This is a genomic window from Micromonospora sp. HK10, assembly GCF_000982955.1.
Lineage (GTDB): Bacteria > Actinomycetota > Actinomycetes > Mycobacteriales > Micromonosporaceae > Micromonospora.
In genome coordinates, this window is record NZ_KQ058689.1 from 1 (window position 1) to 15,459 (window position 15,459).

13 protein-coding genes are annotated in these 15,459 nt (G+C 72.0%); 5 read left to right on the forward strand and 8 right to left on the reverse strand.

The window, feature by feature from the left end:
• Both LQ51_RS04090 and LQ51_RS04095 read left to right on the forward strand, forming a co-directional pair.
• Positions 1-1,032 (forward strand): P1 family peptidase (locus LQ51_RS04090; protein WP_231605349.1); only part of this gene is annotated, 1,032 nt, incomplete at its 5' end.
• Between the two features lie 131 nt (positions 1,033-1,163).
• On the forward strand, positions 1,164-2,192 hold the full coding sequence (locus tag LQ51_RS04095; protein WP_082159257.1) for a DUF817 domain-containing protein: 1,029 nt from the start codon (positions 1,164-1,166) through the stop codon (positions 2,190-2,192).
• Here the strand turns inward: LQ51_RS04095 and LQ51_RS04100 are convergent.
• Positions 2,150-2,779 carry a VOC family protein gene (locus LQ51_RS04100; protein ID WP_046563306.1) on the reverse strand — a complete coding sequence of 210 codons (630 nt, stop codon included), beginning with the start codon at positions 2,777-2,779 and terminating at the stop codon, positions 2,150-2,152. The two genes, LQ51_RS04095 and LQ51_RS04100, sit on opposite strands and share 43 nt — an antisense overlap.
• Positions 2,780-2,920: 141 nt before the next feature.
• On the opposite strand from LQ51_RS04100, the gene LQ51_RS04105 reads away from it, so the two are divergent.
• Complete coding sequence (locus LQ51_RS04105) at positions 2,921-4,495, forward strand: FMN-binding glutamate synthase family protein (protein ID WP_046563295.1); 1,575 nt, start codon at positions 2,921-2,923, stop codon at positions 4,493-4,495.
• 72 nt (positions 4,496-4,567) lie between these two features.
• On the opposite strand, the gene LQ51_RS04110 is transcribed toward LQ51_RS04105, so the two are convergent.
• From LQ51_RS04110 to mmsA, 4 genes are all read right to left on the reverse strand, one after another.
• Positions 4,568-5,815 (reverse strand): chymotrypsin family serine protease, encoded by a 1,248-nt coding sequence (locus LQ51_RS04110; protein WP_046563296.1) that lies wholly within the window; start codon positions 5,813-5,815, stop codon positions 4,568-4,570.
• 241 nt (positions 5,816-6,056) lie between these two features.
• Positions 6,057-7,163, reverse strand: a complete 1,107-nt coding sequence (locus tag LQ51_RS04115; RefSeq protein ID WP_046563297.1) for a substrate-binding domain-containing protein — start codon at positions 7,161-7,163, stop codon at positions 6,057-6,059.
• 55 nt (positions 7,164-7,218) lie between these two features.
• Positions 7,219-8,517 carry a multiple monosaccharide ABC transporter permease gene (gene mmsB, locus LQ51_RS04120; protein ID WP_046563298.1) on the reverse strand — a complete coding sequence of 433 codons (1,299 nt, stop codon included), beginning with the start codon at positions 8,515-8,517 and terminating at the stop codon, positions 7,219-7,221.
• Positions 8,514-10,061, reverse strand: a complete 1,548-nt coding sequence (mmsA, locus tag LQ51_RS04125) for a multiple monosaccharide ABC transporter ATP-binding protein (protein ID WP_046563299.1) — start codon at positions 10,059-10,061, stop codon at positions 8,514-8,516. The genes mmsB and mmsA overlap by 4 nt, the downstream gene beginning before the upstream one ends.
• Before the next feature lie 718 nt (positions 10,062-10,779).
• Between mmsA and LQ51_RS04130 the strand changes: the two genes are divergently transcribed.
• A complete protein-coding gene (locus LQ51_RS04130; RefSeq protein WP_046563300.1) occupies positions 10,780-11,835 on the forward strand; it encodes a LacI family DNA-binding transcriptional regulator in 1,056 nt (351 codons plus the stop codon).
• A 202-nt stretch (positions 11,836-12,037) separates the two neighbouring features.
• On the opposite strand, the gene LQ51_RS04135 is transcribed toward LQ51_RS04130, so the two are convergent.
• Positions 12,038-12,400 carry an STAS domain-containing protein gene (locus LQ51_RS04135; RefSeq protein WP_046563301.1) on the reverse strand — a complete coding sequence of 121 codons (363 nt, stop codon included), beginning with the start codon at positions 12,398-12,400 and terminating at the stop codon, positions 12,038-12,040.
• Between the two features lie 265 nt (positions 12,401-12,665).
• Here LQ51_RS04135 and LQ51_RS04140 point away from each other — a divergent pair, with 265 nt between their 5' ends.
• Positions 12,666-13,418 carry a GAF and ANTAR domain-containing protein gene (locus LQ51_RS04140; protein ID WP_197087519.1) on the forward strand — a complete coding sequence of 251 codons (753 nt, stop codon included), beginning with the start codon at positions 12,666-12,668 and terminating at the stop codon, positions 13,416-13,418.
• 63 nt (positions 13,419-13,481) lie between these two features.
• Here the strand turns inward: LQ51_RS04140 and LQ51_RS04145 are convergent, their stop codons facing one another.
• Positions 13,482-14,450: a ketopantoate reductase family protein gene (locus tag LQ51_RS04145; protein WP_046563302.1), complete on the reverse strand. Its 969-nt coding sequence runs from the start codon at positions 14,448-14,450 to the stop codon at positions 13,482-13,484.
• A 109-nt stretch (positions 14,451-14,559) separates the two neighbouring features.
• On the reverse strand, positions 14,560-15,459 hold a 900-nt coding region (locus LQ51_RS04150), incomplete at its 5' end, for a multicopper oxidase family protein (RefSeq protein WP_046563303.1).

A 15,459-nucleotide genomic window follows, 5' to 3' on the forward strand; every position in this document is an offset into this window, starting at 1 on the left:
GCCCGCCGGGCCCGCGACCTCGGCATCGTCGTCGGGCCGCTGCCCACCGGGCGGCACAACGCGATCACCGACGTGCCCGGGGTGCTGGTCGGGCACACCACCGTCGACGACGGCCGCGACCTGCACACCGGCGTGACCGCGGTGGTACCCGGCCAGCTCGGTCCGGGCCGGTGGAGCCTGCCGGCCGCCGTGCACACCGGCAACGGTTACGGCAAGCTCGTCGGCTCGACGCAGGTGGACGAACTCGGCGTACTGGAGTCACCGATCGTGCTCACCGCCACGCTGTCGGTGTTCCGGGCGGCGGACGCGCTGCTGACGTACCTGATGGCGGGCCGGCCCGACGGCCTGTCGTTCAATCCGCTGGTGGGCGAGACCAACGACGGGCACCTGTCCGACATCCGCCGTCGCCCGATCACCGAGGAGCACGTCCTCGACGCGATCCGGCGGGCCTCCGGCGGACCGCCGGCGGAGGGCTGCGTGGGTGCCGGCACCGGCACCAGTGCGCTCGGCTACAAGGGGGGCATCGGCACCTCGTCCCGGGTGGTGCGGACGGCCGCCGGCGCGGTGACGGTGGGCGCCCTCACCCAGTCCAACTTCGGCGGTGTGCTGACCGTGCTGGGGGTCCCGCTGCCCGTCGAAGAGCTGGTCCCGGCGGCCGACCGGACCGAGCCACCCGGCAACTCCTGCATGATCGTGGTGGCCACCGACGCCCCCCTGGACGCCCGGCGGCTCGGCCGGCTGGCCCGGCGGGCGATCTTCGCGATGGGCCGGGTCGGCGCGGCCTACCAGAACGGCAGCGGCGACTACGCGATCGCGTTCAGCACGGCCCCGCCGGGCCAGGTGCCGCTGCCCGATGCGGACCTCGACCCGGTCTTCGCGGCCGTCCTGGACTCGGTCGAGGAGGCGCTGCTCAACTCGCTGTTCACGGCCACGACCACCACCGGCGTGGCGGGCCGTACCCGGCACGCCGTACCCGGGGAGGCGGCGGTCCGGCGGCTGGCGGCGGCCGGCCGACTGGCCCCGCCGACCTGACCTGCCCGACCTGACCTGCCGGACCAGACCTGCCCGACCTGACTGCCAGGCCGGATCTGCCCGGCCTGACCGGCCTGACCTGCCCGGCCGGATCTGCCCGGCCTCCGGCGGGGCACGATAGCCTCTGGGCGGTGCGTACCCCTGCCGATCCGGCCGCCCTGACCACCGCCGAGCGCGCGATCGATGCCCGGTTCCGCGCGCTGCTGGCCCGGCTGCCCCGCCGCGGGCCGGCCGGCTGGCTCACCGAGTTCGCGGTCTTCGGGCTCAAGCAGGCCTGGGCGTGCGTGTTCGGCGGGGCGATGCTCGCGGTCATCTTCGCGGCCCGGCTCTGGTATCCGGCGGACGCCGGCTTCGCCCGCAACGACTTCCTGACCGTCGCCGCCGTCGCCATCCAGGTCGCGATGGTGGCCGGCCGGCTGGAATCCCTGCGCGAGCTGCGGGTGGTGGTCCTCTTCCACGTCGTCGGCACGGTCATGGAGCTGTTCAAGACCCACATCGGCTCGTGGTCCTACCCGGACGAGGGTTTCCTGCGGCTGGGTGGGGTGCCGCTGTTCAGCGGCTTCATGTACGCCGCCGTCGGTTCCTACCTGGTCCGGGTCAACCGGCTGTTCGACCTGCGCTTCACCCGCTACCCGCAACGCCGGGTGACGGCCCTGCTGGCCGTCGCCATCTACGGCAACTTCTTCACCAACCACTACGTCTGGGACCGTCGCTGGCTGCTCATCGCCGTCGTCGCGCTGGTTTTCGGGCGGTGCGTGATGCACTTCCGGGTGTTCCGGTTCCGGTGGCGGATGCCGCTGCTGCTGGCGTTCCTCCTCGTCGCCGCCTTCATCTGGCTGGCCGAGAACATCGCCACCTGGTCGCACGCCTGGTTCTATCCCAGCCAGGTGGGCGGCTGGCAGCTCGTGTCCCCGGCGAAGCTCGCCTCCTGGTTCCTGCTCATGATCATCTCGGTGGTGCTGGTCACCTGGATCTCCCCGCCGCGGCCACCCGACGACGAGCCCTCCGCCGCCGGGCCGCCCGACGACGAGCCCTCCGCCGCCGGGCCGCCCGACGACGAGCCCTCCGCTGCCGCCGGGCCGGGCGGGGAGCGGACCGACGCCCGGGTGGCCGGGGATCAGGTGGGCAGTTCCGCGCCCGACTGCTCGGCCACCAGGTAGTCGGCGTACCAGTCGGGCCAGTTCGGGTCTGCCTGGCCGGTGCGCTTCTCGTGCTCGCCGTGGGCGTCGGCGGCCCGGCGCAGGGCGGCTGCCAGGTCGCTGGCGGAGCCGAACGAGGTCTCGGCGGCCTCGACCCGTCCGGGCAGCCGGGTGGTGATCTCCTGCAAAAGCCAGGTGTTGCCGTCGGGATCGCGGAACGCGGCCCGCGAGAAATAGCTGCGGCGTTCCGGGTCCCGACCGGGCACCGGACCGTCCGGACCCGGGTGGAAGATCTCGTCCACCTCGACGCCGGCGGCGACGAGCTGGTTCCGGGCCGCTTCGACGTCGGAGACGACCAGGTACTCCAGGGCCGATCCGGGCGCCGCGGCGGTGAGGTCCGGGCCGAACTGCACCGAGCAGGCCGAGCCGTGCGGGGTGAACTGGACGACGCCCGGCGGGGTCCGGTCGAGCCGCCACCCGAGCCGCGCGTAGAACTCCTTGGCGCGGTCGACGTCGGCGACCGGGATGACGGCCACCTCGAGTTTCATGTCGAGGTTGCCGAGGCGGGCCGCCCCGCCGGCGGGGCTCCGGACGTCCGTCGTGCTCATCGCGGCCTCCCGGGCTGAGTTCCACGCACCGTGCGCCTTCGCCACCGTACTGTCTCCTGGTTTGCCGGGTGGCTCGTTCCGGACGGCTTGGCTCCCCCGACCCCCGTTTGGCGGACCGCGATCCCGGAAAGAGTGGCGGCTATGAGCTGGGCCCGTCGAGCCGCACCCGCCGCCGTCGCCGCCGTCGCCGCGCTCGCCGCGCGTGACCTGCTGCAACGCGACCACGCGCTGCTGCGCACCTTCCCCCTGCTGGGGCGCGCCCGCTATCTGCTCGAATCGATCGGGCCGGAGCTGCGCCAGTACATCGTGGCGGGCAACAACGAGGAGCGGCCCTTCACCCGGGACCAGCGGCGGTGGGTGTACGCGTCGGCGAAGCAGGAGAACAACTACTTCGGGTTCGGCACCGACAACGACATCGAGTCCACCCCGGGCTACCCGATCATCAAGCACCGCACGTTTGGCCGGGCGGTGCCGCCGTCCTCCCCCGCCGCCGGGCACGACGTGACGCTGCCGTGCGCCAAGGTGCTCGGCGCGGCCCGGGGACGGGCCCGGGCCTTCCGCCCGGAGTCGGTGGTCAACATCTCCGGGATGAGCTTCGGTTCCCTCTCCGGCAACGCGGTCGAGGCCCTCAACCGCGGCGCCGCCCTGGCCGGCTGCCTGCAGAACACCGGGGAGGGTGGGCTGTCGCCGTACCACCGCAAGGGCGGCGAGCTGGTCTTCCAGCTCGGCACCGCCTACTTCGGCTGCCGGGACGAGCGCGGCCGGTTCAGCCTGGACCGGCTCAAGGACCTGGTGGCGTCCGCGCCGGTACGGGCCCTGGAGATCAAGCTCAGTCAGGGCGCGAAGCCGAGCCTCGGCGGCCTGCTGCCGGCGGCGAAGGTCTCCGCGGAGATCGCCGCCACCCGGGGCATCCGGCGCGGCGAGGACTGCGTGAGCCCGTCCCGGCACGCCGAGTTCTCCGACTGCGACAGCCTGCTCGACTGGGTGGAGCTGCTCGCCGCCGAGACCGGCCTGCCGGTGGGCATCAAGTCCGCCGTCGGCGACCTGACCTTCTGGACCGACCTGACCACGCTGATGCGCGACACCGGTCGCGGGGTGGACTTCGTGACCATCGACGGCGGCGAGGGCGGCACGGGCGCCGCGCCGCTGATCTTCACCGACTCGGTGTCGCTGCCGTTCCAGCAGGCCTTCTCGCGGGTCTACCGGATCTTCGCCGAGCGGGACCTGCACGAGCAGGTGGTGTTCGTCGGCGCCGGCAAGCTCGGCCTGCCGGACAACGCCGTGGTCGCGTTCGCCCTCGGCGCCGACCTGGTCAACGTCGGCCGGGAGGCAATGCTGGCGATCGGCTGCATCCAGGCCCAGAAGTGTCACACCGACACCTGCCCCACCGGTGTCGCGACCCAGAACCCGTGGCTGGCGCGCGGCGTCGACCCCGGGCGCAAGTCGGTGCGGGCGGCCAACTACATCCGTACCCTCCGCCGCGACCTGGTCAAGGTGGCCGAGGCGTGCGGCGTCGAGCACCCCGCGCTGATCGACACCGGCTCGGTCGAGATCCTCGACGGCCGTACCGCCTCCACCCCGCTGGGCCAGGTGTACGGGTACCGCCCCGGCTGGGGACTGCCGTCCGCCGCCGACCGCGCCGAGATCATCCGGCTGATGACCGCCGAGGCGCCGCAGGGCGGCAGCGCCCCGCCCTCCGCCACCGCCGTCGGCTGACCCACCGCCGGTTCCTCGGCGGAGCGGGCGCCCCGGCCGGGAAGCCGGGACGCCCGCGTCGGGCGGTGCGGGTCAGCTGGTCACGATGCTGGCGCCGTACGCGGCGAGGGACGTGCCGATCGGGATGTAGTAGACGTAGTTGTAGCCGGGCGTGTAGATCGTGCCGGGGCAGAGGTTGTTGGCCACCGCCGCGGCGCCGGCGGTGATGGTGCCGAGGGCGTTGGCCTTGCCGTCGGTGCGGTAGGCGATCACCGGGCCGCCGCTGTCCCCGGGGGCGACGGCGCAGGTGCCGTTGAGCTGCCGGGCCTGCACCAGCGGGCCGACCGTGCCGCACGGGATGCCGCCGACGGCGAGGTACAGGTTGACCGCGGTGACCTGGATGTTGCTGTGCTCCCCGCTGGTGGCGCCGGTGGTCACGATGTAGTTGCCGACGAAGCTGCCCGCCGTGCCGCCGATCGCGACGCTGGTGCCGGAGTACGGGCCGCCGGTGAAGACCCGACCCCACGAACCGGTGTTGATGATCTCGAGGTCGGTGCAGGTGATCTTGTTGGAGATGGTGCCCATGGCCGCCCCGGCGCCGGTGGTGACGGACTGCCCGTTCTCGCCGCAGTGCCCGGCGGTGAGCATCCGTACGGTGCCGGCGGTGTTGATGGCGAAGCCGGTGCTGCAGCCGCCGGTCGGCGACCAGAACCGGCCGCCGCCGTAGTAGTTCGGGATGTCCGCCTGCCGGGTGTAGGTGGCCACGGGCGCGTCGCCGGCCACCACCGACAGCACGGCCGCGGAGTCGCGCACCGCCCGGGTGGCCCGGACCTTGGCCAGCTTGGGGGCCCGGGCGACGACCTGCACGCCGCTGCCGTCCACCTGGGGCACCACCGAGGCGACGTCCGGCACGGTGGCCAGCTTCCGGGCGGTCGCGGCCAGGTCGGCCTCGGAGTAGCGGGCCGGCACCAGCCGGACCGGCACGGTGCGGTTCAGGTCGCGGACCAGCGCCCGCATCCTGGTCCCGGCGTCGCCCTTCCAGTAGACCCGCAGCTCGCGGTTCTCGGGCGCGGCGACGATGCCCGCGAAGCCGGCGCCCTTGACCGCCGCGACGCGGGTGGCGGCCTGGTTGAGTCTCTCCTGGACGGAGATGAGTTCCGTCCAGCTGGCGAACCCGGCGGGCACCGGGCCGGTTGGGCCGGCGCCGGCCGCCACGGGTTTGGCCGGCTCGCTGGCCGACGCCACGCCGGCGAGCGGGGAGACGGCCAGCACGGCCGCTCCGGCCAGGGCCAGGGCGCCGCGCAACAGGGTGCGCCGCCGGGTGTGCTGCGAATCGATCATCGGTCGTGACCTCCTGGGTCAGGGGGAACTTGAGTGACCGGTCGCTTCGCAGTGTGTGGGGGCATGTACGGCAAGTCACTGCCTGGGCATGGTTGCTGACAGTGACAGGAGCTTGACTTTTCGTCACGGCGAGTCGCGATGCCCGCGGCGGCGTGGCGCGCATCGGCACCCCCCGCGCACGAGGGAGGGGCCCCGGAACGCGTTCCGGGGCCCCTCTGGTGCGACGACTACTCGACGGTGCTCACTTGGTGAGCGGCGCGAGCTTCGGGTCGTTGGCGTACGCCTCGGCCGCGTTGGCCTTGGTGACCGCCACCGGCGGCAGCAGGTAGGTGTCCACGACCTTGACGCCGTTGTTGTACGACTTGGTGTCGTTGACCTCGGGGGTGTTGCCCTGCTGCAGGGCCTTCACCATCTCGATGGTCTGCTTCACCAGGTTCCGGGTGTCCTTGTTGATGGTCATGTACTGCTCGCCGGCCATGATCGACTTGACCGACTCGACCTCGGAGTCCTGGCCGGTCACGACCGGGATCGGCTTACCGGCACCCTTGATCGAGGTGATGATGGCGCGGGCCAGGGTGTCGTTCGGGGAGAGCACACCGTCCAGCGTCTTGCCGCCGTAGGTCGAGGTGAGCAGCTGGTCCATCCGGGCCTGGGCGCCCTCGGCCTTCCAGCCCTGGATGGCGGTCTGCTTGACGTCGGTCTGCTTCGAGGCGACGACCACGTTGCCCTTGTCGATCTCCGGCTTGAGCACGCTCATCGCGCCGTCGAAGAAGACACCGGCGTTGTTGTCGTCCGGCGAGCCGGAGAAGAGCTCGATGTTGTACGGGCCGTTCGGCTTCTTGGCCTTCATGCCGTCCAGCAGGGCCTGGCCCTGGAGCTGGCCGACCTTGAAGTTGTCGAACGCGACGTAGTAGTCGAGGTCCGGCGTGTTGGTGATCAGCCGGTCGTAGGCGATCACCTTCGCGCCGGCGGCGTGCGCCGCGGCGACCTGGGTCGACAGCTGCGCGGCGTCGGTCGCGCCGATGACGATGACCTTGGCGCCCTTGGTCACCATGGCGGTGATCTGGGCCTGCTGGTCCGCGACGGTGGTGGACGCGCCCGCGTACTGCACGTCGCTCTTGAAGCCGGCCTCCTTGAGGCCGTTGGTGAACAGGTCACCGGCGAGGACCCAGTTCTCCGAGGTCTTGGACGGCAGGGCGACGCCGATCAGGGAGTCGGCCGCGAAGCCCTTGGTGTCGCCCGCGGAGCCGCCGGTGTCGCCGTCGCGGCCGGAGCCGCAGGCGGTGGCGGTCAGGGCCAGCGCGGCGATGGCGCCGATGGCCACCGATTTGCCGATCAGATTACGCATGGCTGGATGGTGCCCTTCTGGAGAGGTGATACGGGGTGTGAGGCGGGGTGGAACGTCAGCTCGGCACGGCCGTGCGGGCGGTCTCCCGGTCCGCGTCCGGTGGTGCCGTGGGTGGGGCGGGAGTCTCGCGGCGCATCGACCGGGTGAGGCTGCCGATGATCGAGAACTTGCCCTGCTTCTTGTTGTAGACATCGAGCGCGACGGCCAGCAGCAGCACCAGGCCCTTGATGATCTGGACCCGGTCGGTGCCGACGCCGAGCAGCTGCAGGCCGTTGTTCAGCACGGCCATGACCAGACCGCCGACGATCGAGCCGCTGATGGTGCCGATGCCGCCGGAGACGGCCGCGCCGCCGATGAAGACCGCCGCGATGGCGTCGAGCTCCCAGCCGTTGCCGTCCTGCGGGCCGGAGGCCGCCGAGCGGGCCACGAAGATCATGCCGGCCAGGGCGGCCAGGACGGCCATGTTCATCATGACGAAGAAGTTGACCCGCTTGAGCTTCACACCGGAGAGCTCGGCGGCGCGGGAGTTGCCACCGACGGCGTAGATGTGCCGACCGCCGGCCGTGTTGCGGGTGTAGAAGGAGTAGGCCAGCACCAGCGCCACCAGGATGATGCCGGAGACCGGGAAGCTGGTGCCGACGCGGCCGCTGGCGAAGCGCAGCGACGCGAAGACGATCACGCCGACCATGACCGCCATCCGGAGCACCGAGATCCACATCGGGGCCGGCTCGGCGTCCATGTCCCGGCGGGTCTTGCGGGCCTGGAACTCCCGCCACACCACGGCCACACACGCGGCCAGGCCGAGCAGCAGCGTCAGGTTGTTGTAGCCGGTGTTCGGGCCGACCTCGGGCAGGAAGCCGGAGCCGATCACCCGGAAGCCCTCCGGCACGGCGATCGTGTTCGCGTTGCCGATGAACTGGTTGCCGCCCCGGAAGAGCAACATGCCGGCCAGGGTGACGATGAACGCCGGCACCCCGACGTAGGCCACCCAGAAGCCCTGCCAGGCACCGATGATCGCGCCGATCGCCAGGCCGAACAGGATGGCCACCGGCCAGGGCAGCGACCACTCGGCCATCGACTTGGCCACCAGGATGCCGGTGAAGGCCGCGATCGAGCCGACCGAGAGGTCGATGTGCCCGGCGACGATCACCATCAGCATGCCGATGGCCAGGATGAGGATGTACGAGTTCTGGTTGAACAGCGCGATCAGGTTGTCCGATCGCAGGGTCAGGCCGTCCGTGAGGATCTGGAACAGGACGACGATCGCCACCAGGGTGAAGATCATCCCGAACTGGCGGGCGTTGGACGTGGTCCCTCCGAAGAGGTTCTTCTGCAGGTCCTTGATTCGGCTCATCGTGTCTGCATCTTCTTCGTCGAGGTCATCTGCTTCATGAGGGTTTCCGGGTCCGCGTCCTGCCGGGCGATCTCGCCGGTGATGGCGCCTTCGAACACGGTGTAGATGCGGTCGCAGAGCCCGATCAGCTCCGGGAGCTCCGAGGAGATGACGACGACGCCCTTCCCCTGGTCGGCGAGCCGCTGGATGATGCCGTAGATCTCGTACTTGGCGCCCACGTCGATGCCGCGGGTCGGCTCGTCGAGGATCAGCAGGTCCGGGTCGGTGAACATCCACTTCGCCAGGACGACCTTCTGCTGGTTGCCGCCGGAGAGCTTGGAGACGCTCTCGTCGACCGTCGGCGCCTTGGTGCGCAGCTCGCGCCGGTAGGCCTCGGCCGCCTTGTACTCGGCGACCTCGTCGAGCACGCCGTGGCGCGTGATCTTCGACAGCTTCGCCGACACCGTGGACGCCTTGATGTCGTCGAGCAGGTTCAGGCCGATCGCCTTGCGGTCCTCGCTGACGTACGCCAGTCCGTGGGCGATCGCGTCCGCGACGGTCTTCAGGACGATCTCCTTGCCGTCCTTGATGATCGTGCCGGACTCGTACACCCCGTAGGATCGGCCGAAGACGCTCATCGCCAGCTCGGTGCGGCCGGCGCCCATCAGGCCGGCGAAGCCGACGATCTCGCCGCGCCGGACGACGAAGCTCTCGTTCTTGCAGACCTGCCGGTCGGCGGAGATCGGGTGCCGGACGTTCCAGTCGCGGACCTCGAAGAAGACCTCGCCGATCTTCGGGGTGTGGTCCGGGAACCGGCTGTGCAGCTCCCGCCCCACCATGCCCCGCACGATCCGGTCCTCGTCGACGCCGTCGGCCTTGACGTCCAGCGTCTCGACGGTCCGGCCGTCCCGGAGGATGGTGATCTGGTCGGCGATCGCCTCGATCTCGTTCAGCTTGTGCGAGATCATGATCGAGGTGATGCCGCGCGACCGGAAGCCGCGCAGCAGGTCGAGCAGGTGCCGGGAGTCGGCCTCGTTGAGTGCCGCGGTGGGCTCGTCCAGGATGAGCAGCTTGACGTCCTTGGCGAACGCCTTGGCGATCTCCACCAGCTGCTGCTTGCCGACGCCGATGTCCTTGACCAGGGTGTCCGGGTCCTCCCGCAGGCCGACCCGGGCCATCAGGTCGAGCGCCAGCCGGTTCGCGGCCTTCCAGTCGATCGCACCGTGCTTCCGCGGCTCGTTACCGAGGAAAATGTTCTCGGTGATCGACATGTGCGGGATGAGCGCGAGCTCCTGGTGGATGATCACGATGCCGGCCTGCTCGCTGGCCCGGATGTCGGAGAACCGGGTCTCCGCGCCCTGGTAGATGATCTGGCCGTCGTAACTGCCGTACGGGTAGACCCCGCTGAGCACCTTCATCAGCGTGGACTTGCCCGCACCGTTCTCGCCGCAGATCGCGTGGATCTCGCCGGCCCGCACCACCAGGTTGACGTCGGCAAGGGCCTTGACGCCAGGAAACTCCTTGGTGATGGAGCGCATCTCCAGGAGGACAGGCAATTCACTCATCGTCCCGCCACCTTGCCAACGTCATCGTTGCCTCCGCGATGGTTCATGACCTTCGCTCACGTTTGGTGCTGCCGGGCAACCCAACCTCGCTCGGAGCCGTTCCGCAAGTGGTCAAGTCATGAACTGTGTAACAAATCGGTAATATCCCCATCTGTCACGAGTGACTCTCCCGACATCCGCTGCGGGAATGCGCCCGAAGGGGATGTTTGGCCAGGAAACGGGTTGCCCCGATACCGAGCCGGCAGCGCCCGACGGAGCGGGGCGCCGGGCCCGGGAACCGCCTCACCAGCCGTCCACCGGAGCCCGCTGCCGCCGCCCGCGCCGGGCGCCGAAGATCAACTTATGACATCGTTGACACATCGTATACCGATCTTCCGGATGGCCCGCTCCGCGCCTCCCCCGGGCCGGCAAAGCCCGGCCTGTCGTACCCGGTCCCACCCTGACCAGCGCGCACCGGGCGAGCCTGGTCGACCCCGGTCCAGCCCTGACCGCCGGCCCCCGGACCAGCCCTGACCGCCGGCCCGGGCCATGATCGACTCCGTTTGCGGCAAACGGTGGTATCCGAGGCCTCGGTAGCCACGACATGCCGCAATCGGTGCCGCCACCCGTCCCCGGCCAGCGGCCAGCGGCCAGCGGTCGGCGGCCAGCGGTCGGCGGCCGGCGGCGAGCGGCCGGTCGGCCGGCGGGCCAGCGGGGGGCGGCGGGCATAATCGCGGGCATGACCTCTGACCCGAAGGTCGCTCGGCCCAGCCTCGCGCAGGTCGCGGCGCTGTCCGGGGTGTCGGTCAAGACGGCCTCCCGGGCGCTGGGCGGTGAGCCCCGGGTCGCGGCGGACACCCGGTCCCGGGTACGCGACGCCGCCGACCAGCTCGGCTACCGGCTCAACGGGGTGGCGCGCGAGCTGCGCCGCGGTGCCGACACCTCCACCCTGGTCGGTCTGCTCATCGGCGACCTGGCCAACCCGTTCTATTCGCGGCTGGCCGGAGGTCTGGAACGTGAGCTGCGGATGCGCGGCCTGCAACTGATCACCGCCAGCACCGACGAGGATCCGGACTGGGAACGCCGGCTCGCCGACGCGCTGCTGGAGCGGCGGGTCCGGGGCCTGGTGATCGCCTCGACGGCGACCGAGCACGCGTATCTGGCCGCCGAAGGCCGCCACGGCATCCCGTTCGTGTTCGTGGACCGGCCCCCGGTCGAGCTGGCGGCCGACACCGTCCTGCTGGACAACCACACCGGCGCCCGGCGGGCCGGAGCCCACCTGACCGCCCTCGGCCACCGGCGGATCGGCGTGGTGGGCGACTTCTCCCGGCTCAGCACCCATAGGGAGCGTCTCGACGGGTTCTCGGCGGCCATGCACGCGGCCGGCGTGTCCAACTGGGCCGACTATCTGGTCGAGAACGCGCACGACGTGGCGGCCGCCGAGCAGGCCGTACGCGGGCTGTTGGCCCGTACCCCCGCGCCGACCGCCCTGTTCACCATGAACAACCGGATCACCCTCGGCGCCCTACGGGCGCTGCGCGGCCACCCCGCGCCGCCCGCGCTGATCGGCTTCGACGACGTGGATCTCGGCGACGTGCTGGGCGTGAGCGTGGTCGCGCACGATCCCCGGGACATGGGGCGGTGGGCCGCCCAACTGCTGCTCGACCGGATCGACGGCGAGCGCGGGCCGGCCCGGCACGTGGTCATCCCGACCAGCCTGCTGGCTCGCGGCTCCGGGGAGCGACCACCGCCGGCCGCCGTCTCCCCGCCGCGGGCCAGGACACGTTTGGAGTGATCAAACGGCGGGGTATCTCTGTCCTACCGGCAGGCGGTTCGACTGGCAGCCGGGTCGCCTCCGAGCGTTGTCGCCCGCGCCGACGCCGCGACGCCGTCAGCCGGCGTCGCGGATGACCGGACGACCGCGCGGGTCGGAGCGCGTCCGCTGACCGGTCGGTACGACTCCGGCGCACGAGCACGGACCGGGAGTGGAAGGCAGGTCATTCAGTGATGAACTCGTCCCTGAGGCCGACCATGTTCAGCACGGAGCCACAGATGCGGGACGGCTCACGCAGCACCAGCGTGCGGCCCGCCGCGACCACCCGCCGACGCACCCGCAGCAGCACGGTGACCCCGGCGGCGCCGAAGAAGCTCACCCCGCTCAGGTCAAGCACCAGCACCGGGGGCGGCTGACCCGCCATCGCCCGGTCGACGGCGTTGGACAGGACGTCCACCGTGTCGAGGTCGAGCGGCCCGCGCACCGCCAGCACCAGCGCCGGGCCCTCGGCAGCGACCGCGAGGGACAGCACGGGCAGGCCGGAGGTTTCCGGCGGCGCCGGATACGGCGCTGGATGAACCGACATGAGACAGCTCCTCGCTGAGGAGGACCGGACCGGGGGGTGCCGCCACCATCGGTGGGCCGCACAGGTCCTGGGCTCATGTCCGAACCCACCCCCGACCCTAGCGCCGTTCCGCCCGATCCGCACCCTCTGCCGGCCCGGACCCGGTTGTTCCGACCCGGCGACCGCCCCTCGACGTACCGGCCGGACCTCCCTTGAGGACCGCCCGGCCCGCCCGAATCAACGTGATTGGCACGAACGGCCACTCGACCCTCAGGAGGTAGCGGTGGTGTCCGACCCCCCCGCGACGCACCTGGCCTCGGCGTACGGCCAGTTGCTGACCCTGCTCGCCGACTCGCCCCACGTCGACGTCTTCCTCGACCAGGTCGTCCGCGTCGCCGTGGAGGTGGTCGCCCCGGCCGTGGCCTGCGGCCTGACGGTATGCCGGGACGGCGGCGCCGGCACCGTCTCCGCCAGCGGCGACCTCGCGGCCCAGGCAGACGAGATTCAGTACGGCGCGGACGAGGGCCCCTGCCTGCACGCCCTGCGCAGCGGCACCGTCGTCGAGGTCGTCGACCTGCGCCGGGACGAGCGCTGGCGCGGTTATCGGGAACACGCGCTCCGGCTGGGCATCCTCAGCTCGCTGTCGCTGCCGATGACGATCGACGGCGAGACGGTGGGAGCGTTGAACCTCTACGCCACCGACCGCGCCGCCTTCGACGAGCCGGCCCGCCGGCACGCCCTGGCCTTCAGCGATCAGGCCACCGCAGGGCTGGCCGTCATGCTGCGCCAGGCCGACCAGGCTCTCGTGCACCAGCAGCTCACCGACGCGATGGCCTCCCGGAGCGTGATCGACCAGGCGCTCGGGGTGCTCATGGGCCAGCAGCGGTGCACCGCCGCGGAGGCGTTCGGCCTGCTCCGGCAGGCGTCCCAGCACCGCAACCGCAAGCTGCGCGACGTCGCCACGGAAATCATCAAGCAGGTGACCGGGACGTCCCCCGAGCCGGCTCCCCGATTCGCGGCTCCCGGTCAGGACGCCTGACCGGTCGCGTCGTCGGCGGCGTCGCGGTACCTCGCGACCACCGGGCACCAGGCGGTGCCGCGGTCACGCCGCGGCGGCGGGCTCCGATCGGGGCGTACCGGCCGGGCCGGCTCCGGCGGCGAGGCGCCGCTCGTGCACGCGCAGCGCCACCGTCGCGGCGTCCAGCAGCGGCGTGGGCACGCCGAACGCGCGGGCCCGCGCGGTGAGGTCGCCGAAGATCTGCTCGGCCTCGGTCGGCTGCCCGGCGGCCAGGTCCCGGTAGAGCGAGGCGGTGTCGGCCGAGCCGGCCCGGGTCACGAAGGCCCGGACCTGCCCGAGGACCGGCTCCGGCACCGGATGGCCGGCCGCCGCCGCGACGGCGGCGGCCTCGGCCGCGATCCGTGGACCGAGGTCGTCCCCGCCGGTCACCGCCACGGCGTCGCCGACCGCGCCGCGCACCAGCGTGTTGAGCGCGCCGAGGGTGCTGATGAAGACCCACTTGTGCCACATGGCCCGCAGGATGTCCGGCGCGACGGCGACGTCGAAGCCCGCCCCGGAGAGCACCTCGGCGACCCGCTCGACCCGCGCCGAAGCGCCGCCCCGCTGCTCGCCGATGACGATGTCGGCCGGGGTGCCCAGCCGGACGATGTCGCCCTCGGCGTTGAGCGTGGTGAGGACCCGGACCACACCGCCGAGCACGGCGTCCGCGCCGAACCGCGCGTTCAGCGCGGCCAGGTGGGCCATGCCGTTCAGGAACGGCACCACCGTGGTGCCCGGGCCGACCGCGGCGGCGACGTCCTCGATCGCCGCCGGCAGCGCGGTGGCCTTCACCGAGACGAGGACGACGTCGTACCGCCCGTCGACCGTCGCGGCGGTGACCAGCCGGGGCGTGAGCACGGTGTCGTCGCCCAGCCCGGTGATCCGCAGCCCGCGCCCGCGCAGCACCTCGGCCCGTCCGGGCCGGACGAGGAAGGTGACGTCCCGGCCGGCCTGCTGGAGCCGGGCGCCGAAGTAGCCTCCGGTCGCGCCCGCGCCGACGACAAGAATCCTCATACGCCGCAACGTTACTAGTCGACGCGGGGGCCGGACGGTGGCCGGCACCGTGGTGCCGGTCACCGCCACGACCGGCCCGGCACCGCGCCGGCGGGACGGGTCCCAGGGCTCACTGGTACATCAGGTGCAGCACCATCCCGGCCTCGGCGTGGGCGAGGTTGTGGCAGTGGTTGGCCCACATGCCGGGGTTGTCGGCCCGGAACGCCACCCGCCAGACCTCGCCGGGGCGTACGTCGAAGGAGTCCAGCCACAGTGGGCTGCCCGTGGCCGGCCTGCCGTCGCGGGACAGCACCAGGACGTGGTGCCCGTGCAGGTGCCACGGGTGCACCACCAGCGACCGGTTCACGATGGTGAACGTGACGACCTCGCCGAACCGGACGAGCTGCGGCGGGATGTCCGGGTCGGCCGCGCCGTTGACGGTGTGCGCGTAGCGCGGCAGCAGCCCGTGCAGGTCCAGGCCACGGTCGAGGACGAGGGTGAACTCCCGGTCCACCCGCGACCAGGGCACCGGGGCGGCGGTGCCGTAGCGGAGCGGATCGAGCACCGGCCACCCGCCGGTCGCCACCGAGGTCGGCCCGGTCGCGTAGACCACCCGGCCGTCGACGAGCAGCGCCACCGGCGTGGCGGGCGCGGTGAACACGAGGTCGTAGCGGCCCCCGGCCGGGATCAGCACCGCGGTCTCCGCCAGCGGGGTCGGGCCCCGCAGATCGGTGCCGTCGATCGCGGCGACCTGGAACGCGGTCCCGGCCAGGGCGTACCGGTGCGTCGTGCTGTCCGTGTTGATCAGCCGCAGCCGTACCGGCGTCCCGGCCGCGACCGGCTCCGTCCGCGCGTCGGGCAGCGGCCGGCCGGCGAGCGTGTGCACCGGCACCGTGACGTCGACGCCGACCGCCGGCGCCGGACGCACCACCAGGACGCCGTAGAGGCCCATCCGTACGCCCACGTCGGACACCGCATGCGTGTGGTACCAGTAGGTTCCGGCCTGGTCGGCGCGGAACCGGTAGACGAA

What these genes read in the sequence shown, in the direction of transcription:
- LQ51_RS04100 (WP_046563306.1), bottom strand. Translation starts at nt 2,779, where the DNA reads ATGAGCACGACGGACGTCCGGAGCCCCGCCGGCGGGGCGGCCCGCCTC.
- LQ51_RS04145 (WP_046563302.1), bottom strand. Translation starts at nt 14,450, where the DNA reads ATGAGGATTCTTGTCGTCGGCGCGGGCGCGACCGGAGGCTACTTCGGC.
- LQ51_RS04105 (WP_046563295.1), top strand. Translation starts at nt 2,921, where the DNA reads ATGAGCTGGGCCCGTCGAGCCGCACCCGCCGCCGTCGCCGCCGTCGCC.
- LQ51_RS04110 (WP_046563296.1), bottom strand. Translation starts at nt 5,815, where the DNA reads ATGATCGATTCGCAGCACACCCGGCGGCGCACCCTGTTGCGCGGCGCC.
- LQ51_RS04135 (WP_046563301.1), bottom strand. Translation starts at nt 12,400, where the DNA reads ATGTCGGTTCATCCAGCGCCGTATCCGGCGCCGCCGGAAACCTCCGGC.
- mmsA (WP_046563299.1), bottom strand. Translation starts at nt 10,061, where the DNA reads ATGAGTGAATTGCCTGTCCTCCTGGAGATGCGCTCCATCACCAAGGAG.
- mmsB (WP_046563298.1), bottom strand. Translation starts at nt 8,517, where the DNA reads ATGAGCCGAATCAAGGACCTGCAGAAGAACCTCTTCGGAGGGACCACG.
- LQ51_RS04115 (WP_046563297.1), bottom strand. Translation starts at nt 7,163, where the DNA reads ATGCGTAATCTGATCGGCAAATCGGTGGCCATCGGCGCCATCGCCGCG.
- LQ51_RS04130 (WP_046563300.1), top strand. Translation starts at nt 10,780, where the DNA reads ATGACCTCTGACCCGAAGGTCGCTCGGCCCAGCCTCGCGCAGGTCGCG.